The sequence below is a fragment of the Providencia sp. M-27 genome, assembly GCF_011077905.1.
In the GTDB taxonomy this organism is placed as follows: domain Bacteria; phylum Pseudomonadota; class Gammaproteobacteria; order Enterobacterales; family Enterobacteriaceae; genus Providencia; species Providencia huaxiensis.
This window is the reverse complement of sequence record NZ_JAALBT010000002.1, coordinates 18,958-39,168: the sequence shown is the minus strand read 5'-3', so window position 1 is coordinate 39,168 and position 20,211 is coordinate 18,958. Positions and strand designations below refer to the sequence as shown.

The window sequence follows — 20,211 nt, the reverse complement described above, 5'->3', positions numbered from 1 at the left end:
AAGAGAGTGATAAACCTTCCAAAACAATTCAATTTACTAATCTATCGAATCAAGCTGGTCTTCAATCGCTGCTGCATTTGGGTTTTCTGTTGCTTTTAACGCGCCACCACTTGATAAAAAGTCATTACGTTGGAAATAGGCTTCTCGCATCATTAAGTACGGGTCTGAAGAGTTCTTCAATAATCCATCTGAATCTAATAGCCTTGCTCGGGTTTCAATTCCTTCCAGTGCCCATTTTCCCGCGGACATCCAGAATGTGAGATAGCTTAGCATTGGATATAAATCATCAACTAAGTCCCCCCCTTGTTCCCTCGGTGTTGCACTGCCATACCCCGGTAACACCACATAAGGACCATAGCCCACATCGTAATAGCCTAAGGTATTACCAAAACGTTTTGGCTCTTCTTTCGCTAATTGAGGGTTTGCCATTGTCGCCACATCAATGAGCCCCCCCATACCGAAGACAGTATTAAGGAAGAAGCGGTTAAAATGTTTGAAACCTTGAGTCACTTCCCCACGCAGAAAGCTATTTAACATACTTGCAGGTTCTTCAAGGTTAACAAAAAAATTGGTTAATCCATTGCGGGCAGGCATCGGGACATAATCATTCCAAGCAACAGCAACTGGCCTCAAGACATAAGGGTCAAGGACGTTATAGTTGAAATTAAACATTGCTCGGTTGAACCCTTCTAATGGGTCCGAACGTTCATGTGTTTCTGGATCAATGCTACTTGCACAACCTGCAATTAACACCCCTGCCAGAAAAACGCCCGTCATGCGAAACTTCATAACACTTCTCCATTCCCTGTACCGTCCTACTGCGGTACTTTTCCACTGTAATAACTGCTTTGCTTATAGTAAGGCGAAAAAAAGAATTATGTTAATCCTTTTGAGTTATTCGATTATCTTAAAGGCTAATTATACGCCATTTAATAATATTCTTATTATAAGAAAATTGAACAGTTAGTACAAAATAGAAATGCGCCCACTCAATCATAAAGATGATAATCACCCTATTTTCGAATGAAAAACAGTCAAATAAATATTTATGGAAGATAAATTCGATTATTTGTCCGTAACAACTTGATTCAATTAGACCTGAACAGTAAAATGCTTTCGCTATCGTAATTACGACTCCAAAAGTCCCCTTAGTTAAATGGATATAACGAGCCCCTCCTAAGGGCTAGTTGCAGGTTCGATTCCTGCAGGGGACACCATTACCATTTCTAAGTACTTCCAATTTTTCAAATAAAAACAACAAATTAATTATTTTAACTTCCAAGAAGATCTAGTAACTTCTAGTGGGGTCTAAGTACTCATGTGTATAGTACTGTGAATAGTACTGTGTATAGGTCTAGGTTCGATAAAAAAACTATACACATTATGCTGCTCACTGATATCCAAATTCGTAAAGCTAAGCCTAAAATGATTTCATTTGGTGTGCATGGACAAATTTCTTTAGCCGATGCCAGAAGAAAAAGAGATGAAGCAAAAAAACAGTTTTCAGATGGTATAGACCCAAGTGATGCACGCAAATCGGAAAAGATCACACAAAAATACGCTGCTGAAAATACGTTTAAAGCGGTTGCAATGGAATGGCATGCATCAAAATGCTCTACATGGTCAAAAGGCTATGCGAGCGAAATATTGCGTTGTTTTGAAAATGATGTTTTTCCTTTCATTGGTAGTTGACCTATTGACCAATTAGCGCCATTAGAATTACTTGCCGTATTGCAGAAGATAGAAAAACGTGGGGCATTAGAGCAAGCAAGTAAAATTCGCCGTCGTTGTGGCGAAGTGTTTAGATATGCTGTCATTACAGGCCGAGCAAAATATAACCCTGCCCCTGATTTGTCTGGTGCAATGAATAAGCCTGAAACCAAACATTTCCCATTCTTGCAAGAAAGTTAAATTACTGATTTTGTGAAGGTACTTAATAACTATCAAGGCAGTAAAATCACGAAATATGCCACTCAGCTATTAATGCTAGCAGGTGTTAGAACTGTTGAGTTAAGATTCGCGAAATGGTCAGAATTTGATTTTGAAAATGCACTTTGGGAAATACCTAAAGAACGAATGAAAAAGCGTCGCCCTCATTTAGTTCCTCTCTCACCACAGGTATTAGAGATCCTTGATAAGCTAAAAGTCATTTCAGGTAACTATTCGCTACTTTTCCCTGGGCGTAATGATGCACGAAAACCAATCAGTGATGCGAGTATAAATAAGGTCATCGCCAAAATTGGCTATAAAGGTAGGCTGACAGGTCACGGATTTCGACACATGATGAGCACTATTTTGCATGAAAAAGGCTTTGATAGTGCGTGGATAGAGCTTCAATTAGCTCATGTTGATAAAAATTCCATCCGTGGAATTTATAATCATGCATTGTATTTAGAGAGCCGAAGAAAAATGCTAACTATTTATAGTAACATTTTTTTACTATAGCTATTTTTTCACTGAAAAATATTGTATGGCCGCATCTTTTAACTCATTAGTATATCTAGCTCGTTTAATTTGATCATCGGTTGGCATTTCAATACTTTCAATTATTTCCTGACAGATTTTGAAATTTTTAATATATTTATCCGTTTTAAAACTTTCAAGAATCTTGTCGCAAAATTTAGTTATTTTTTTTGCCGATGGTTCAGGAGTTTCTACTTTTCCTGTTACAACCCATGGATAGAGCATTGCTATATGCCAGCGTAATTTATTATATTTTTGAGCATCATGCTTACGCCCATTAATTAATGTATTATACTTATAGCATATATATGCAGAGCAGTAGTACGCATATTCATTATCCGTTTCATTAAATACTATATCACTTGTATTTAAGACTTTTTTAACATATCTAGAAGCATCATGTGGCTTCATTTTAAAAGCAGAAATGAAACATCTGGCCAATTCTTTAATATCATAAATTCTTGTAGTTTGAATATTTTTATTCCTATACTCATTCTCTCTTCTTTCAAAATAAAGTCCTTCTCGTACATCCCTACCTCGTTCTAGATCAAAATATTTTTGAATCATCTTGGCTTTTTCTTTTAATGCATAAAATGATTCATTTTCAATTGCAGATTGATTATTTGTTGCTGTTACTATTTCGATGGCCACATCTGTATCTTGTGACTCTATAAATTTCACTATTAATTCAATTCCATCATCTAATTTATCAAAGTTTTCATACAATGTATTAGTTGTTTGGCACCCATTAATTATCTGATAATTAGTTAAGTGCATAACTTTAGTATTTGATTGAATTGTTATTTCTGGAGCTATAATTGTTACTCCATTATTCAAAACTGCAAATTGTTTAGATTTTTCACTATTTAAAGTTTTTGATATATCCTTATTTACATTATTATCATCACCTAGAAAAGCTCTGACATTCTCATCAAAAACTTCCTCTCTAATATTTTTATCATCATCCATTGCTATTTTACTAATAAATTCTTTAGCTTTAACAATAGAGATATATGATTGAGGTATTCCTGGCATTTCATTAATTCCAATATAATCAACCAATTGAATAGAAGCCTCATTTTTATCTGAGATAGCACTCCAAAAATTCATCAGTTCTTTTCTTCCTATTGGAAAAACTTCGACATCAAAAAATAAATCAAAATTCACACATGTTTTCTTCAATATTTCAAAACTAGCTTCAATTTCTCTTTCTTTATTATAACTACCACTTGTACAGTGAAAAACTTTTAAATCTGGAGTTTTATTTCTTATTTTTCTAACATTTGCGATAATAATCTTCATTATGTCTATTGCTTGACTATTATATATTCCATTTGGTAACCTTGGCTCTAAGCTAAAAAAATCCGACAATCCAAGATTAAAATTAGATATATCATCTTTAGAAAAACTTTCACCAGATTTAATCTGGGTAATAATTATGTCAACTTGTAATGACGTCTTGTGTGTTGAAAATGCACTCTCTGCATCATCAGGAGTAATAATTAATTCGCCATCTATTATAAATGCGATGCCGTCTAAGGACGCATCATCCTCTTGAGTTGTAATATCCACTGGGTTAAATCTACCTAAAAATATTTAGATAAAATCACATAATTACAGAAGTACTCAAATTTTTTAGATAGCTGTTCATCAACATAATCGAACTCTCCAGCCAAATCTTCAACATATTGTGATAGTAATGGATGCACTTTAATTTTCCTAAAATTTAATCAATCAACACTAATTTGAAACTAGCTAGTTCACTATATAATCTAGCTACCTGTAATAATTATAGGAGCAAACAGTATTTAAATTAAGGATTTTAAGTCTATTATGTTAACTAACACACACCTATAAGATAAAATAAAAAATCACGTAAAATTCACTACACCGCACCCGCCTGCACAATTTGGATCATAAAATTATTTCAGTTTTAAAATTCTACAAAACATATCGCCAAGCCGTACCAATACTAGGTTGTTGCCGAAAATCTCAAACTGAAATCTGTGAAAAGATTTTCAATAAATTTCAGTTTTCAAGTGAAGCACACCTAGCGAATTGATTTATAATCAATTGAATATAAATAACTTTTCTATTTTACGTGAGATTTTAACTTAAGAGTATGAGCCGCATAAAAACTGAAAACCCAGTATCTATGCGGGTTGAGAGGAAATAGAAAACTGAAATATGAACGAATTACTTTTTTATTTTAGTGTTTGTTTTTTGAACTAATGAGCCTTTATTTAACCCCGTATCAATCAAACGGTGGGCTTCTTTTTCTGTATATCCCCTTAGCTCTATGACTTTTTTATTGTCACTCACTTCTATTCGAATATTACTTTTTTCATTAAACAAATTTAATTCACTCGTACCTTGGTTATATATTAAGACTCTTAAATATAAACATAAAATAATCGATTGAACAGTAAACGAAAAACAAAAACTAAACTATTAGCCTCACTACCCAACTAAATTATTTGTACATTGCTTCATTTATAGTTCCAGACACATTATCTAGATCAATACAATTGAATGTCAGTGTTCTATCCTCCATCCACACCCTAATAGAATATAACTTCTCCATTGAAGCCCCTATTTTCTGAGGATATGCAGCGTATGGTGTCAACTGTTCTTTTTGCCACTCTTTACAAGCGTTGAAATCACCTAACTCTTTTACTTTTATAAGCTGCTTATAAGGGCGTACTATTTCTGGCTTTTTATTGTTAGCTGACATCGCCTGTAGCTCATCCAAGCTATATGTCGTCGCCATTAAAGGCGACTGAGAACACGTAAATAATATAACCGCTAAGGCTCTTTTCATCTCACCATCCCATCAATTAATTTCAGTCATGTTAACTTAACGGGTGTGCTAATTGAAGCAAACAAAAAATACCTACGCTAATTCAGTTTTAGTGAGATAATGCCTTTCCATGCCTTTCTCTGGGAAATCAGGCAATGACATTTGTTTCACATATCCTAATTTTTCATAAAATGGCAAGGCTTGAAAACTGAAGGTGTCAACTAAGCTATGAATACAACCTAATTTAATTGCTTCCCGTTCAGCAGCCTTCATCAATTTACTGCCTAATCCCATTTTTCTGGCGTCCTCACTTACCCATAAAAAATCGATACAAAGCCAATTCGCCTTGACAGAAGCCAGTAATCCTCCAAGCATAACACCAGAATCATTTTTAAAATAAACGCCTAGCTCACCAAAACGTTCTGCACTCAAATATTGGATATTAAAACTACGTAACCCTGCAAGTAGTTCTTCTTTATCTTCAGTGGTGATTTCATGTGCAACAATAATATTCATTCGATGCTCTGCTGATACTCTGCTAATACTCGGCTAATAACGTGTTATTTCAAACATATTTACTTTGATAAGAAAACAGTAAAATAGGAGAGGATTGAATATGCTATTTTAAAATACATCAGTTTCTATAATTTGGGTAATTAAAGCCGTTACAGACAATACCAATGAAGATTTGATCATTTGCTGAAAACGGTGTTTTTGTAATTCAATTAATTGGTTATCGACAAGATCCTCTGGTTGATTGAATCTCATCATTTCTGGTAAAGGTTCCATACAATGGAGCATTTTAATACTGCCTAAAATTTCATCATCCGTAAAATTTATATTTAAATCCTCTGCCGATAACGATTCGTTTAAAGCAAGAAATAATTCTATATCTTCATAGGTTTCGCGAGAAATAGCCCCTAATGCAAATAGGAGTTTCAAACGAACTGATAACTCCCCTAATGGCCCATTTCCAGTTAAAAGTGGTTCAACGGCATACTTTACCGCATAATCATCCTTTCTAAAAACTTTTAACATTAATTTATCAATAGCTTGTGAAATTAAAACAACGACTTCTTGAACAAACAAATATACTTCTGGCCGTTGATTTAACCGCTCAAGGATCTGATTTTCAATGTTTTGTTTATTTTCCATATTAGCTTCTTTTATCACTTTACAGCTATACTGCTTACTATCATACAGTAGATAGCCATAAAGTGACTGAACCTCAGTTAATCAATCTATTATCCGTAATATCACTTGTTACTCAATATCAATAACTGGTATTGGGAACTAATTCTATCAACAACCTCGGGATATTTCTCTAACCCACAAAGCTCAACAACCGCTTGATATATACCTTTATCAGCTATTAACTTTGCCATTTCATTTGCTTGAGGATCGGCTTCACATCTGAAATGCAATGCGGCAGCAATTCCTATGATCTGATTTTCATTTGGTAATTGATATTCTAATGTGCCTAGCAAAGGCTTAATTAAGCGATCATTAGAACTTAACTTTCTTATAGGCTGTCGCCCAACTCGACTAACATCATCTTTTAAATATGGGTTTGCAAAGCGACTTAGTATTTTATCTATGTATTGATTATGTATTTGTGAATCAAAACCATAACGTTGAATTAAAACTTGTCCACTTTCTTGCATAGCCGATTTAACAACAGTATAGATCCTCAAATCTCCAATTGACTCACTAATTGTTTGGTATCCATATAATTGTCCCAAATACGCTGTCATCGCATGGCCTGTATTTAACGTAAATAGTTTGCGTTCAACAAATGCCATTAGGTTATCCGTTAATTCCATTCCATTGATAATAGGAATATCACCAACAAATTGTGTCTGGTCAACAATCCACTCACTAAAGGATTCGACAGTAACGTCAAGCGGGTCATCATTCGCTGCATCCCTCGGAGGAACAATACGGTCAACTGCGGAGTCTACAAAGCCAATATGCTGCTCAACCCATTGATGCAACTCTTCAGGCAATTGAGCCAATACATGTTGCTTTAGTTGGCTAGTTCCTCTTACCATATTTTCACATGCAATTATATTGAGTGGCTGGTTATTTCCCTGCGATTTTCTATAAACTATGCCTTTAGCTATGGTTGACGCTATTTTTTCAAGTACTTGTGGCCCGACAGCAGTTGTAAGCATATCCGCTGTTGCAATAAACTCTATCGTTTTAGGGTCATTACTATTAACAGCGTGAATGTGTTGGACTTTCTCAATACGATTTTCCTGACCAACCACGTGAACATTATAAGATTGCTGATGCGCAAGTTGGTCAATCAATGGCTGATTAACATCCGTAAAAGTCACTTGTGAATTTGCGTCTGCTAATAACTTACCAATAAACCCACGGCCTATATTTCCTGCACCAAAGTGAATGACTTTCATTATTATTCTCCTTATGCTGCACTTTGAGACGCTAAAATTTCGAGTACTTCCTGAACATCTTGGGTTTCACATAAACGCTCAATAACCCCATCTTCGTCTAAAGCGGAAGTAATTCGTGTGATAACTTCAATGTGCTCATTATTTTGTGCGGCAATACCAATAACTAGGCGGGCAATTTCATCGGGTTCTTCACCAAATTGTACGCCTTCGGGGTATTGGCAAATAACAATGCCGGTTTTTAATACGCGGTCTTTGGCTTCTATCGTTCCGTGAGGTACCGCAATAGACTCGCCAAGATATGTGGGAGTTAGTTTTTCGCGAGCTAACATCGCCTCAATATAGTCAGGCTCAACATAACCACCCTCAACTAATTTTTGCCCCGCAAATTGGATGGCTTGCGTTTTATTCTGTGCAGATAGGTTTAAATGAATATGCTTTGCACTCAATGTAAATATCGCATCATCATAATTTTCTATTTCATAGGATTCATCATTTGCTGCAATAATCGTTTGCTTAATCAGTCGTCCGTCATTCGCAGCTTTAGGATTTTTTTTAGCTATTAAATTGGTGACTAGATTATTATACGTTTGGCTATCTAAGAAGTTTGTTAAAGAAATATGCATTGCATTTGGCGCAAATGACTGTGCCCTTTGTGTTAGATCTCTATGAGTAATAACAATATCAACGTTATCTGGCAGGTCGTTAATTGCCATATTAGTGACGGTAATATCGATTAAACCTGCATCTCGTACTTTTTTGGCTAATACCCCGGCCCCCATTGCACTTGACCCCATGCCTGCATCGCAAGCAACAATAATGTTGCGCACTTGAGCTAAATTGATAGAGGTATCTTTATTGGTTGAGCTTGTTGCTGATGACTTTGATTGCGTTTTCATATTGCGCATTTTTTTCGTCGCACTTTCGAGCTCATCATCATCGCCAATTCGTGTTCGTTTTAATAAAAGCACTGAAACGATAAAAGAAACAGCTGTAGCACTTGTGACTGATAAAATAACGCCAATAAGTGATGATTTAGGGGTCATCAGTAGAACTGCAAATATTGAACCTGGTGATGCAGGAGAGACTAAGCCCGCATGAAAAAGGTTCATCACAAATACCCCTGTCATCCCTCCAAGAATTACAGCAAGAATTAATCGAGGATTCATTAAAACATACGGGAAATAAATTTCATGGATACCGCCAAAAAAGTGAATAATTGCTGCCCCTGGTGCAGATTGCTTGGCATTACCTTTACCAAAAAACATATAAGCGAGTAAAACGCCTAAACCTGGTCCAGGGTTTGCTTCAATTAAGAAAAAAATGGAGGAACCTGTTTCAGATGCTTGCTGAATACCTAACGGTGAAAAAATACCGTGATTAATAGCATTATTGAGAAATAAGATTTTTGCAGGTTCAACAAAAATAGACGTGAGTGGAAGTAAGTTATTCTCCACCATCACGTTCACACCAGCCGCTAATATTTTGGATAACCCTGCAACAAGAGGACCTATCGCTAAATAAGCCAAAATAGCTAATAACATGCCGATAATGCCGGATGAAAAATTATTCACTAACATTTCAAAACCCGTTTTAACTTTGCCTTCGATCCACAAATCAAAACGTTTTATTGCATATCCGCCTAATGGACCAGCAATCATTGCCCCCATAAACATCGGCATGTCAGCACCAACAATGACCCCCATTGTTGTTATTGCACCAACTATTCCACCCCGCTCTCCACCGACCAAACGGCCACCGGTATAACCGATTAATAGAGGGAGTAAATAGGTGATCATAGGACCAACAAGTTGAGCTAATGTCTCATTAGGCCACCAGCCCGTTGGGATAAATAACGCGGTAATTAATCCCCAAGCGATGAAAGCACCGATATTAGGCATAACCATATTACTGAGGAAACGCCCAAAATTCTGTACCTTTAATTTGATATTTGATGTTACCATGATAGAACCCCGTGGTACGAGAATGATAAAGTTGTAACGTTATCGCCAAATAACGTCTGTGATTTTTTCAACTCTTTCACTCTAGCATGAGCTTTATCAGATCCGCACCACGTGGGCCTTTATGTGAACAAGATCACTATTACCCCCCGGCTCACCCCACCTTTATATTGATGAAGATCACATAAAATTCATGTCACTAAATTACATTGCTCTTTTTTTACACAAAAAAACCATTTTTAGTGATATTGGTCACAGCTTAAAACTCGTTATTTATCTTCGATTAGTGATGAGCATCACAATTTATTTTCTATTTATCTTTTTTATCCTGTGGACTAATGTCAATTATCCAACTGTACAAGTCACTTTTTATATTTTGTAATAAAATTACTAAACGTACTTTCTTCATTTTTCTTTGCATGCTGCAATAAATCACATTATCGTCTTTCGTAGTCAATGCCTGTTATTGCTATTTGAAAACTTCATTTTCTATTTCATTATTACCATCATCTTTTTGCGATAATCTTAAATTGAATTAACGACAACGTATTATTATCAATACATTATTTAACCTTGCTTCGTCTGGTCTTCACCGATAAATTACCTCTAATTTTCTTAATTAAAATGTGAATATCATGACGTCAACCGTTATTGTTTTTCTTTTGGTTTATATTGCGATGGGCTTTGGTAAGCTACCCGGCTTCAAAGTTGATAGAACTGGCGCTGCGGTTATTGGTGCCCTAGCTATGATGGCTATTGGTAGTATTACCCCTCCCCATGCATGGAATGCTATCGATTACCGAACGATTGGGATGTTATTCGGGCTTATGGTCGTTTCTGCTTCTTTTGTTGTGTCTGGTTTTTATAGCTGGACCGCAAATAAAGTCGCAATGCTAAAAGTTTCGCCCCCTATATTACTCGCTGTTTTAATTCTTGTTGGTGGATTTCTTTCCGCATTGCTCACTAATGATGTTGTTGTTGTCGCGATGACTCCATTATTAGTATCAATTAGTTTATCTCGCGGTTTAAACCCAATTCCTTTTTTACTTGGCTTTTGTTTCGCAGCGAATAACGGGGCCGCAGGTTCATTAATTGGTAGCCCACAAAATATGATCGCAGCACAAGGGCTTGATATCTCGTTTGTTGGCTTATTACAGGCATCAGCAATACCAGCCCTGCTTTCCTTACCATTAACATGGTTAGTACTCGTTTGGTTATATCGTCATCGTTGGTATTTGACTAAAGAAAATACGCTCTCAACTCCCCCTAAATCAACCCAAGAAACATTAGATGTCTGGGAGACAGCAAAAGCGGGTGTCATTACTTTCGCAGTCATCATTACCTTTATTGTGACTGATATTCCTAAAGAACTTATTGCATTAACGGCTGCTGGATTTTTATTATTAAATCGATCTATTGCCTCGAGTGATATGCTTAAACTCGTTGATGGTAATCTTTTATTACTCATCATGGGGCTATTTGTTGTCAATGCCGCTTTTGCCGCCACAGGACTACCTCAGCAATTATTAACTGATTTGCGAAACTACGGTGTGGAACTCAATAACCCATTAGCCCTATTTTTAGTGACAGGCGTCCTAAGTACTATCGTTGGAAACAACCCTTCAGTCATGCTACTCGTCCCCTTCTTAACACCTGAAGGCAATGCCGATTCGTTAGGCGCTGCTCTCGTATTGGGTTCTGGTTTTTCAAGTAACTTACTGGTCTTCGGTAGCCTTGCTGGCATTATCGTCGTTGAGCAATCAGCGGCATATGGCGTAAAAATTTCTTTCGGTGAGTTCTCTAAATCAGGGGGAATTGTCGCGCTATTGTGTATGCTATTAGCCGCTGCTTGGATTTTACTTGCGTTATAGTCGTTTTAACCAATCTGCTATCACACTGGCAGATTGGTTATCATTATATTTCCTATGGCAATATCGCAAAAGAACGAACAGGAAAACCACTGGCATTATTTGGTTTAGCGACGATATTAAAAATTACCGCGCCACGTGTGGGCACTTGGTCTAAATTAGCGAGTAATTCAACTTGGTATGTATCTTGTTCTAATACGTAATACTCACCGAGTAATGCATTATTTTTTCGAAAATCTTTTGCAGCATCAGTATCAAATGTTTCATGTCCAATCGCTTTTATACCGCGTTCTTCAAATAAAAATTTGAGTGCGTCCATTCCCCAACCCGGTATTTGGTTATTGCCCTCATCATCTTTATTATCCATAAGCTCTTGTGATGGCCAACGTTTACTCCAATCCGTACGTAATGCAACAAAACTCCCTGATTCAATTCGACCATTTTTCGCTTCAAAATTAAGGATATCATCGAGAGAAAATGCAAAGTTAGGATCTTCTTTGGCCCTTTCTGACTGGTCAATAACAATCAGTGGCAGAACAAGTTCTTTTAATTCGAGCTCATGTAAATAACGTTTCCCTTCAACGAAATGACAAGGAGCATCAATATGGGTGCCATATTGTCCTGGAAATGTAAATTGCTGTGCAAAGAAACCTTCTGGATAGCCAAATAATGTTTTAAATTCGGCAGAGTCAAACATAAAAAAATGTGGTGAGTCTTTATCGAAGCTATGTGTCAAATCAACCCATTTTTTAGATTTTATTACATTAAATGCATCAATTAATTCATTGCTCATATTTTCCCCTGTCAGTTCTATTGTCTAAATAAGCTTATCTACAGACTATTTTTATAATGCCCTTCCTAACCTATTAAATAACGAAAAAACATTCTGTTGTCTACAAATTCAACACGAATCTTTTTCATATTAAATCAGTAAGATATTTAATTTATATAGAAAAAACCACTAATTAATAAAAATTAGTGGTCAACGTAATAATCAAAATAAAAAATAGACTAGGATTTTATTTAGGATATTTGTTCCAGCTGTCAGGTTCAATAAAACCATCATAAATACGCTGCGAACGAATATAATCTGCGTACTCTTTAGACTCAAAAGCTTCTTTCAAATCTTTTGCCCACTGAGCATCTAAATCTTTTTGCATAACAGTCACAATAACGCGATGCTCTAGCGGTGAATTTTCTACAACTAAACCATCAGCAATACGTTGGCCGGCACTTGCCACATAGTTACCATTCACAACAACAAAATCAACATCATCTAATAATCGCAACCCTTGTGCCGCATCGGTTTCTCGAATATCTAAGTTATATTCATTTGGGGAGATATCATTAACACTAAAACTTAATGTACTCACATCTGGCTTAATTTTAATCCAACCTAACTTTTCCAAGATCCTAGCACCACGCTCTGCATTAACGGGGTCATTAGATAACGCAACAATCATACCGTCTTTCACTTCATCCAGTGTTTTATGTTTATTTGACCGCAGACTTTGAGGCGCACTCGGTGAGTCTGTTAATGCCACCATATTAATATTATTTTTTTTGTTATAAGCCTCCATATAGGCACGGCTTTGATTTACAGAAGCATCAATAGAGCCTTCTTCAAAAGCAGGATTTATTTGTCTATTCTGTGAAAATTGGCGCAAATTAACGGTATAACCTTTTTTCTCTAAAATCGGTACGATACCTTTGTCTACTTGGTCAATATAATTGCCAACACCAAAACCTATTGTAATTTGTTTTTTATTAGGATTATCTTTTTCACTATTATCGCCACACCCAGCCAGCACCGCTAAAGCAGTAGTAATTAAAGATAAATTTATTAATTTTTGTTTTAACATAGATAACAGCCCTGTAAAGATATTTTAGGCAGTATAATCATAATTAGAGAGTACAACTTAGACTATATCGTTATAACTTAATACTAAAGTAATATAAGAGTGGCATTTGATTCCTTTTGGTTATAAGCATATAACAAACAGATCGTTCGATTAGTAATGTGATTGATATGTAATGAAGGAGATAAAAAACATTTAAAAAAAGTGAGTTGCTTTATGACTATTTCCTATAATGATGTAATTAATTCTTTAACTAATTTAACACCAGATTCCAGCCTAGCTAAAATTCGCCATGAACGCGCGGTGGCGACTGAAAATACTCAAGCCGTATTTGAAGCCATTTTTTCTGCACCATCGACACTTCTCACAAATAATGTGAAATATTATTTTGCTTATGAAGTTGCAAAAATGACAGGAAGTCCCCGCCTAGCTGAATTTTATTTTCAATTAATAAACTCAATGCCTGATGAACCTCTTAGCAAACCACTGGCTACAGCAAAAGAATATCTGCAAGTTTTAACACAATCACCTAAAGATACCCATTACCAATTAATTGCTGCGTTAGCTGAACAAGGTTGGCAAGAAAGTGACATCATTTTACTTGCTCAATTAATAACTTATGTCACCTATCAAGCTCGGCTAATCGAAGGGGTTCTGTTACTGACGAATAGTAGTCATCTTACACATAACTCACCTAAAGTTGTGGCTGGTAAATGGAACCACCAACCATTAACCCGCAAAGGAAAACCTTCCCCAACGGCTTTTACACAAGATAATTTAGGATGGGAAGCTTGGATTTCAGCAAGGGATGCAAAAACGCTATCCGTTGAAGAAGCCCAAGTCATGAAAAAATTTGGTCAATTAAACTCTGAATATTTTTTACTGCTCGCCCATCAAAGTAAAATTTTAGAGTTACGAACTTTAGTTGACCGAGGCGTGTTTTATACCTCAGAAGGGTTACCTCGCTGGGAACGTGAATTTGCTGCGGCCGTAACTAGCAAAGTTAATGGCTGCATATACTGCGCTTCTGTACATGCTAGAAAAGCCAGTCAGTATGCAAAAGAACGACGTGCTGATGTTGATAAATTACTAGCAACTGTGACGGGTTCAGTACTTGCTGAAGGTTTTGATGACAGACTCCTAGCCATCACAGATTTAGTCGCCTCTTTATCTGCAACCCCCATCCAAGCCACACCATCACAAATTAAAGAGTTACAAAACTTGGGTTTATCTGAACTTGAATTACTTGACTTAGTTCAATCAACGGCCTTCTTTTCATGGGCGAACCGCTTAATGTTATCGCTGGGTGAGCCCTTTGAAATCGTAGAGGATAAGGAGTAATTCAATGGAACTGATTATGGGTTTAGAGGCATTAGAAGCGCAAATAAAACAAGATTTGCAGTATTTAAATTTACCAATAACGTCTTGGTCATTATCAAAAAATAACCCTGAAAACCAAATTATTGATGTCGCTATCATTGGTGCGGGTATGTCAGGAATTACAGCCGCATTCGCTCTGAAATTACGAGGTATCAATGCAATTGTTTTCGACCAAGCCCCTGCTGGCAAAGAAGGCCCATGGCAAAGCCCTGCATTAATGGAAACATTGCGTTCCCCAAAACATGTGGTTGGCCCTGCGCTTGCATCCCCCTCTTTAACTTTTCAAGCTTGGTTTAAAGCCCAGTTTGGCATTCAAAAATGGGATGAACTCGATAAAATTCCACGTTTGCAGTGGGGAGAATATCTGCAATGGTATAAAACCATGACAGAATCCTATGTACTTAATCAATACCAATTAGTCGATGTGCAATTAAACGATAACTACCGTGAATTAATTTTTGACACTCCTAACGGTACCGTCAGGTATCAAGCGCAACATGTTATTTTATCGACGGGTATGGAGTCTTTTAGTGAAGCTAATATCCCTAGTTTTATGAATGATATCCCAACGACCTATTGGGAACATTCATATGCAGGTACTGACTATCGTCGTTTTAAAGGCTTAGACATTGGTGTTGTTGGTTATAGTGCCGGTGCGATGGATAGTTCAGCAACGGCATTAGAAAATGGTGCTAATTCAGTTGAGATTTTGATCCGCGCTAGCGACATGCCCCGAGTAAATCGAGGAAAAGTTGCTGGAAGTGCAGGATTTACCAATGCGTATACCTATTTTACAGATGCTCAGAAGTGGCATTACACTGATTATGTTGCCAAAGCCAAAACGCCAGCTCCTCATGGCAGCACGTTGAGAGTTTCTCGCCATAAAAATGCTTATTTCAATTTCAATACCCAAGTTAAATTTATTGAATTGAAAAATAAAAAATTGCATGTCACAACAACAACAGACAAATTCGTATTAAATTATTTAATCTTAGCAACTGGCTATCGGATTAATTGGGCCAAACACAGCGCTTTTCATCAATTATCTCCGCTAGTTAAAACATGGGGGGATGCATACACGCCATCCATTCATGAAGAAAATGCAGAGTTAGCTTCACACCCTTATTTAGGTGATCATTTTGAATTTCAAGCTAAAAACAAGTCAGATACATTAAAAATCAATCAGTTATATTGTTTTAACTTAAGTGCATCGCTCAGTATGGGCCCGGTCATAGGGTTAATCCCTGGAACGAATATTGGGGCAGAACGATTGGCTGACCATATTGCAGCTCAATTGTACCTAAGCTACCAAGAGCAACACCTTGAGCAAGTTAAAACTAGCCAAGAAGCTGAATTATTGGGGGATGAGTGGCAACCCGCTGTACCGCCTTCAGAACGTGTGCAATTAGCTGATAGTGTAGAGTAGATTATGATTACCTTTCAAAACATTCAAAAAGTTTATGAAAAAGATGGGCAGTCTTTAGTTGCATTGCAAGACATTAATTTGCATATCAATAAAGGTGATATCTTTGGGTTTATTGGTTATAGCGGGGCTGGTAAAAGCTCACTGATCCGTTTGGTTAATCAATTAGAAAAGCCAACCAGTGGTGCCGTTATTATCAATGGCCAAAATATTGCTGAGCATACCCCAGCAGAAACGCGCTCACATAAAAAAAGCATCGGTATGATTTTTCAGCATTTCAATTTGCTAGAAACGAAAACTGTTGCTCAAAATATTGCGATGCCCTTATTACTCTCAGGTGTCAATAAACAAGAAATCAATCAGCGAGTTGATAGCATTCTTGAATATGTCGAGCTTAGTGATAAAAAAAACCAATACCCAGGGCAGTTATCTGGTGGGCAAAAGCAGCGTGTGGGTATTGCGCGTGCCTTGATCAACAACCCACAAATTTTATTATGTGATGAGGCCACTTCAGCACTCGACCCGCAAACAACGCGCTCAATTTTGCAATTACTAAAAAAGATCAACCAAGAACAGCATATTACTATTTTGCTAGTTACTCACGAAATGGAAGTTATTGAACAAATTTGTAACCGTGTTGCTGTTATGGGGTCTGGCAAAATTGTCGAAGAAGGAACTGTACTTGATATTTTTGCCAACCCACGCCATGACACAACCAAGAAATTTGTAGGAACCGTATTAAACGAAGAAATTCCAGAACGCGTTCTGCATAACTTAGAACATCAACAAGATGTTTATCGTCTTGAATTTTTAGGGGCTTCCGCACAACAACCTGTCGTTAATGAGTTAATACTCAAAGAAATTGTCAAAATAAATATCTTATTTGCCAATATGAAAGAGATCAGTGGTGTCGTGCTGGGCAGTATGTTTGTCCAATTTATTGGTGATAAAGAAAAAATTGATGAAGCCGTCTCTTTTCTTCGCCAACGCGGAGTTGCAGTCAATCAGGGGGCACTATGACACAATTATTCGAAACCGCTTTAACGGCGAAACAGTTTTTATTAGCGATGTCAGAAACCTTTACGATGGTCAGCATTGCGCTCGTATTAGGTTCTATATTTGGGATCCTATTAGGTATCGTACTTGTTGTAACGAGGCCAGAGGGTATTTGGGAAAATAAATGTATTTATCGCATTGTGAACCCGATAATTAATATTATTCGTTCATTGCCTTTTATCATCTTATTAGTTGCGATGATCCCCCTTACACGCTTTATGGTAGGAACCTCAATAGGAACAACTGCAGCAATTGTGCCATTAGTGATTTTTATTGCCCCCTATACTGCACGTTTAGTTGAAAACTCATTACTCAGTGTACATTCAGGTATTATTGAAGCGGCTGATTCTATGGGAGCAACAAATTGGCAAATTGTTTGGCACTTTATTTTACCTGAAGCGAAATCATCATTAATTCTAAGTTTAACCGCTGCCAGCATTACTTTAGTTGGTGCAACCGCAATGGCAGGAGCCGTTGGTGGTGGAGGTGTCGGTGACTTAGCACTAAACTACGGCTACCAGCGTTTTGATAATGTTGCAATGGCTATCACCGTTGTTACATTAGTAATTATCGTACAAGGCATGCAATTTATTGGTGACTATTTAGCGAAAAAAGCGCGCTTCCATTAGTCATTAGTTTCGTGGAAAAGGTCGAAAATATATTCGGCCTTCTCTCTTTTACCTTACTTTATAAGTGTCGATTATCCTCCTTAAGACTTGTGGCGAGCCCCAACACCATAATTATCGTTAATAGAAAAAATTAACAATAAAACTCACTCTAGTGCTTACTTATTCATATCTATCAATTTTTTACGTGTTTTAACGCTTTTTTATAGTGAGAAATGCGATAAATAATCAAATTATTTAAATTTATTTATATTATAATCATGTAGATATATATTTTAATGGATGTTATCCGCTTTTCGCTAAAATAATCTATTCTCAATGTATATTTAGTCGTCTTGCTATTTTGTTGTTTTTGCTTTCTACGCGCGCTTTACGATGCATCGTCAGCGTTTTATTCACTTACAGATTAAACTGATTATGCCAACTATTGAACAGCTCATTTTATTGATTTCTATACTCATTCTTTTGGGAATTTTTTCTAGCAAACTGTCCGCTAGGCTCGGTTTACCCATGCTTGTCATGTTTTTATTTGTTGGCATGCTAGCGGGTGAAGATGGGATAGGTAAGATTACGTTTGATAACGTTAATGTTTCGTATGCCGTTGGCTCTCTCGCGCTTGCTTTAATTTTATTTGATGGGGGTCTACAAACATCAGTAAAATCTATTCGTCTAGTTTGGAAACCGTCTTTTACACTAGCTACGCTAGGCGTTCTTGTAACCGCTGGGGTGACTGGTCTCGCGGCTGCTTATATCCTCGACGTCCCTCTTCTGGAAGGGCTATTACTAGGCGCTATCGTCGGTTCTACCGATGCTGCCGCCGTCTTTTCCTTACTGCGCAACGCGGGGATCTATTTAAATGAACGCCTGCAATCGACGTTAGAAATAGAAAGCGCAACCAATGACCCGACAGCCATATTCTTAACTGTTGGCTTATTACAACTCTTAATGAATCCACAAGCTTCAGGTAGTGAATTAATTCTGTTATTTTTTAGCCAAATGGGGATAGGTACAGTTGTTGGCTTAAGTGTTGGCTGGGTTTCAGTCAAAATTATCAATAAGATTAAACTAATCGCAACTGGGTTGTATCCTGTGCTTGTCGCTGCTTGTGGGTTGCTTTCTTTTGGACTCGCGAGTAATTTAGAAGGTAGTGGCTTCTTATCTATTTTTGTTACTGGTGTGGTGATTGGTAACCATCGGTTTGTTTTTCAACGCAATACATTTTTGTTTCATGATGGATTAGCATGGCTAAGCCAAATTATCATGTTTGTTATGTTAGGGCTACTTGTCAACCCAAGTTCTCTAATTGAAGTCTGGCTTGAGGGTTTAATTATTGCCCTTGTCTTAACGTTTATCGCAAGGCCATTAGCTGTAATACCGGTTCTAAAATTATTTGGTTTCCCTAAACCTGAAATTACATTAATTTCTTGGGTAGGATTACGTGGCTCTGTCCCTATTATTCTCGCCATTTTCCCATTTATCTATGGTTTACCTAATGCCCATCTGATTTTTGACGTGGTTTTCTTTGTGGTATTAATTTCAGCAACATTACAAGGTTCAACCTTACCTTATGTTGCACGTAAATTAAATTTAATGCAGCCACCGCCATTGATCCCTGCAGCAACGTTAGATATTACCGCGGTAGACCAAATAGATGCAGATTTAGTGGAATATACATTAGGTGAGGATTGCGCTGTAGTAGGTCGTCGATTATCACAACTTGCATTACCTGACCAAACTGTCATTGCTATGATCACGCGAGAAAAAAGTGTTTTACCGCCAAGGGGGTCAACTACGCTTCATGCTGATGATCATTTATTTGTTGTTCTTAAACCTGAAAATCGTATTTTTCTTGAGCATCTATTTTCAGAAAAAAACATCTCTGAAAACACGCCTATTGAACTACCCGATACCGGGTTAAGTTTAAAAGGAACGACTCGGTTAAATGAGATCCACTCATCTTATGGTATCCAAATTGATAATGGTGATGAAAGAACCCTTAACCAATTTATTTATGCTTCTATATCGGAACCTTTACAAGATACCGTCATGAAATTAGAACAACTGCAATTAAAAATTGGAGAAATGATAGGCACACGCATCATAACCGTAATATTAGAACCTATTAAAGCGCAGGAAGGTTAATTACACATAAATGTGCTAGAGATAATGACTCTAATGTTAAGTAATAATTAGTTCAACGATACAAAAATAAAAGCCCTTTCGGGCTTTTATTTGTTCTTTTATGAAACCTAGGATAATAATAGATATTGTCTTATTTAAACTATAAACAGCAAATGTATTTAATTTACGTTCCTAATTTAAACAGGTAAGAATGAAAGCTAATTATGTTTCATTCTGGGA

Annotated in this window: 15 protein-coding genes, 1 tRNA gene and 1 pseudogene; 8 read left to right on the top strand and 9 right to left on the bottom strand. The window is 36.8% G+C overall.

All coding sequences use genetic code 11. The features are described 5' to 3' along the window. Positions 1 to 36 precede the first annotated feature (36 nt). A complete protein-coding gene (gene mlaA, locus G6Q48_RS03545) occupies positions 37 to 789 on the bottom strand; it encodes a phospholipid-binding lipoprotein MlaA (RefSeq protein ID WP_102137593.1) in 753 nt (250 codons plus the stop codon). Between the two features lie 353 nt (positions 790 to 1,142). Here mlaA and G6Q48_RS03540 point away from each other — a divergent pair. Together G6Q48_RS03540 and G6Q48_RS03535 are read left to right on the top strand one after the other, a co-directional pair. Next, positions 1,143 to 1,217: transfer RNA gene (locus G6Q48_RS03540), tRNA-Arg, on the top strand. Between the two features lie 100 nt (positions 1,218 to 1,317). After that, a pseudogene (locus tag G6Q48_RS03535) lies at positions 1,318 to 2,445 on the top strand (tyrosine-type recombinase/integrase); the annotation flags it as partial. On the opposite strand, the gene G6Q48_RS03530 reads toward G6Q48_RS03535, so the two are convergent. From G6Q48_RS03530 to G6Q48_RS03505, 6 genes are all read right to left on the bottom strand, one after another. Continuing rightward, on the bottom strand, positions 2,446 to 4,035 hold the full coding sequence (locus tag G6Q48_RS03530; RefSeq protein WP_242685776.1) for an AIPR family protein: 1,590 nt from the start codon (positions 4,033 to 4,035) through the stop codon (positions 2,446 to 2,448). A gap of 901 nt (positions 4,036 to 4,936) precedes the next feature. Continuing rightward, a complete protein-coding gene (locus tag G6Q48_RS03525; RefSeq protein WP_166264542.1) occupies positions 4,937 to 5,284 on the bottom strand; it encodes a hypothetical protein in 348 nt (115 codons plus the stop codon). Positions 5,285 to 5,356: 72 nt separating this feature from the next. Then, the gene (locus G6Q48_RS03520) at positions 5,357 to 5,779 is read right to left on the bottom strand and encodes a GNAT family N-acetyltransferase (protein ID WP_102137590.1); all 423 of its coding nucleotides are present in this window, start codon (positions 5,777 to 5,779) and stop codon (positions 5,357 to 5,359) included. Positions 5,780 to 5,887: 108 nt separating this feature from the next. Further along, positions 5,888 to 6,418, bottom strand: coding sequence for an MltR family transcriptional regulator (locus tag G6Q48_RS03515; protein WP_102137589.1), 531 nt, complete (start codon positions 6,416 to 6,418; stop codon positions 5,888 to 5,890). 101 nt (positions 6,419 to 6,519) lie between these two features. Continuing rightward, positions 6,520 to 7,680 carry a mannitol-1-phosphate 5-dehydrogenase gene (locus tag G6Q48_RS03510; protein WP_166264540.1) on the bottom strand — a complete coding sequence of 387 codons (1,161 nt, stop codon included), beginning with the start codon at positions 7,678 to 7,680 and terminating at the stop codon, positions 6,520 to 6,522. Between the two features lie 11 nt (positions 7,681 to 7,691). Beyond that, a complete protein-coding gene (locus tag G6Q48_RS03505) occupies positions 7,692 to 9,641 on the bottom strand; it encodes a PTS mannitol transporter subunit IICBA (protein WP_166264538.1) in 1,950 nt (649 codons plus the stop codon). Between the two features lie 632 nt (positions 9,642 to 10,273). Between G6Q48_RS03505 and G6Q48_RS03500 the strand changes: the two genes are divergently transcribed. Continuing rightward, positions 10,274 to 11,509 (top strand): SLC13 family permease, encoded by a 1,236-nt coding sequence (locus G6Q48_RS03500; protein ID WP_166264536.1) that lies wholly within the window; start codon positions 10,274 to 10,276, stop codon positions 11,507 to 11,509. A gap of 52 nt (positions 11,510 to 11,561) precedes the next feature. Here G6Q48_RS03500 and G6Q48_RS03495 read toward each other — a convergent pair whose 3' ends face one another. Then, complete coding sequence (locus tag G6Q48_RS03495) at positions 11,562 to 12,299, bottom strand: cyclase family protein (protein ID WP_102137585.1); 738 nt, start codon at positions 12,297 to 12,299, stop codon at positions 11,562 to 11,564. Between the two features lie 226 nt (positions 12,300 to 12,525). After that, complete coding sequence (locus G6Q48_RS03490; RefSeq protein WP_166264534.1) at positions 12,526 to 13,368, bottom strand: MetQ/NlpA family ABC transporter substrate-binding protein; 843 nt, start codon at positions 13,366 to 13,368, stop codon at positions 12,526 to 12,528. A gap of 213 nt (positions 13,369 to 13,581) precedes the next feature. On the opposite strand from G6Q48_RS03490, the gene G6Q48_RS03485 reads away from it, so the two are divergent. From G6Q48_RS03485 to G6Q48_RS03465, 5 genes are all read left to right on the top strand, one after another. Further along, positions 13,582 to 14,706, top strand: a complete 1,125-nt coding sequence (locus G6Q48_RS03485; protein ID WP_166264532.1) for a CMD domain-containing protein — start codon at positions 13,582 to 13,584, stop codon at positions 14,704 to 14,706. Between the two features lie 4 nt (positions 14,707 to 14,710). Next, entirely contained in the window at positions 14,711 to 16,171 is a 1,461-nt protein-coding gene (locus G6Q48_RS03480) for an FAD/NAD(P)-binding protein (RefSeq protein ID WP_166264530.1), read from the top strand. Positions 16,172 to 16,174: 3 nt separating this feature from the next. Next, on the top strand, positions 16,175 to 17,188 hold the full coding sequence (locus tag G6Q48_RS03475; RefSeq protein ID WP_102137581.1) for a methionine ABC transporter ATP-binding protein: 1,014 nt from the start codon (positions 16,175 to 16,177) through the stop codon (positions 17,186 to 17,188). Then, a complete protein-coding gene (locus G6Q48_RS03470) occupies positions 17,185 to 17,853 on the top strand; it encodes a methionine ABC transporter permease (protein WP_102137580.1) in 669 nt (222 codons plus the stop codon). Before G6Q48_RS03475 ends, G6Q48_RS03470 begins: the two co-directional genes overlap by 4 nt. A gap of 372 nt (positions 17,854 to 18,225) precedes the next feature. Beyond that, positions 18,226 to 19,992, top strand: coding sequence for a potassium/proton antiporter (locus G6Q48_RS03465; RefSeq protein WP_229597465.1), 1,767 nt, complete (start codon positions 18,226 to 18,228; stop codon positions 19,990 to 19,992). Positions 19,993 to 20,211: the final 219 nt, after the last annotated feature.

Bases quoted from the DNA above. Each gene is read 5' to 3' on its own strand.
- mlaA (WP_102137593.1), bottom strand. From the start codon at position 789: ATGAAGTTTCGCATGACGGGCGTTTTTCTGGCAGGGGTGTTAATTGCA.
- G6Q48_RS03525 (WP_166264542.1), bottom strand. From the start codon at position 5,284: ATGAAAAGAGCCTTAGCGGTTATATTATTTACGTGTTCTCAGTCGCCT.
- G6Q48_RS03520 (WP_102137590.1), bottom strand. From the start codon at position 5,779: ATGAATATTATTGTTGCACATGAAATCACCACTGAAGATAAAGAAGAA.
- G6Q48_RS03515 (WP_102137589.1), bottom strand. From the start codon at position 6,418: ATGGAAAATAAACAAAACATTGAAAATCAGATCCTTGAGCGGTTAAAT.
- G6Q48_RS03510 (WP_166264540.1), bottom strand. From the start codon at position 7,680: ATGAAAGTCATTCACTTTGGTGCAGGAAATATAGGCCGTGGGTTTATT.
- G6Q48_RS03505 (WP_166264538.1), bottom strand. From the start codon at position 9,641: ATGGTAACATCAAATATCAAATTAAAGGTACAGAATTTTGGGCGTTTC.
- G6Q48_RS03500 (WP_166264536.1), top strand. From the start codon at position 10,274: ATGACGTCAACCGTTATTGTTTTTCTTTTGGTTTATATTGCGATGGGC.
- G6Q48_RS03495 (WP_102137585.1), bottom strand. From the start codon at position 12,299: ATGAGCAATGAATTAATTGATGCATTTAATGTAATAAAATCTAAAAAA.
- G6Q48_RS03490 (WP_166264534.1), bottom strand. From the start codon at position 13,368: ATGTTAAAACAAAAATTAATAAATTTATCTTTAATTACTACTGCTTTA.
- G6Q48_RS03485 (WP_166264532.1), top strand. From the start codon at position 13,582: ATGACTATTTCCTATAATGATGTAATTAATTCTTTAACTAATTTAACA.
- G6Q48_RS03480 (WP_166264530.1), top strand. From the start codon at position 14,711: ATGGAACTGATTATGGGTTTAGAGGCATTAGAAGCGCAAATAAAACAA.
- G6Q48_RS03475 (WP_102137581.1), top strand. From the start codon at position 16,175: ATGATTACCTTTCAAAACATTCAAAAAGTTTATGAAAAAGATGGGCAG.
- G6Q48_RS03470 (WP_102137580.1), top strand. From the start codon at position 17,185: ATGACACAATTATTCGAAACCGCTTTAACGGCGAAACAGTTTTTATTA.
- G6Q48_RS03465 (WP_229597465.1), top strand. From the start codon at position 18,226: ATGCATCGTCAGCGTTTTATTCACTTACAGATTAAACTGATTATGCCA.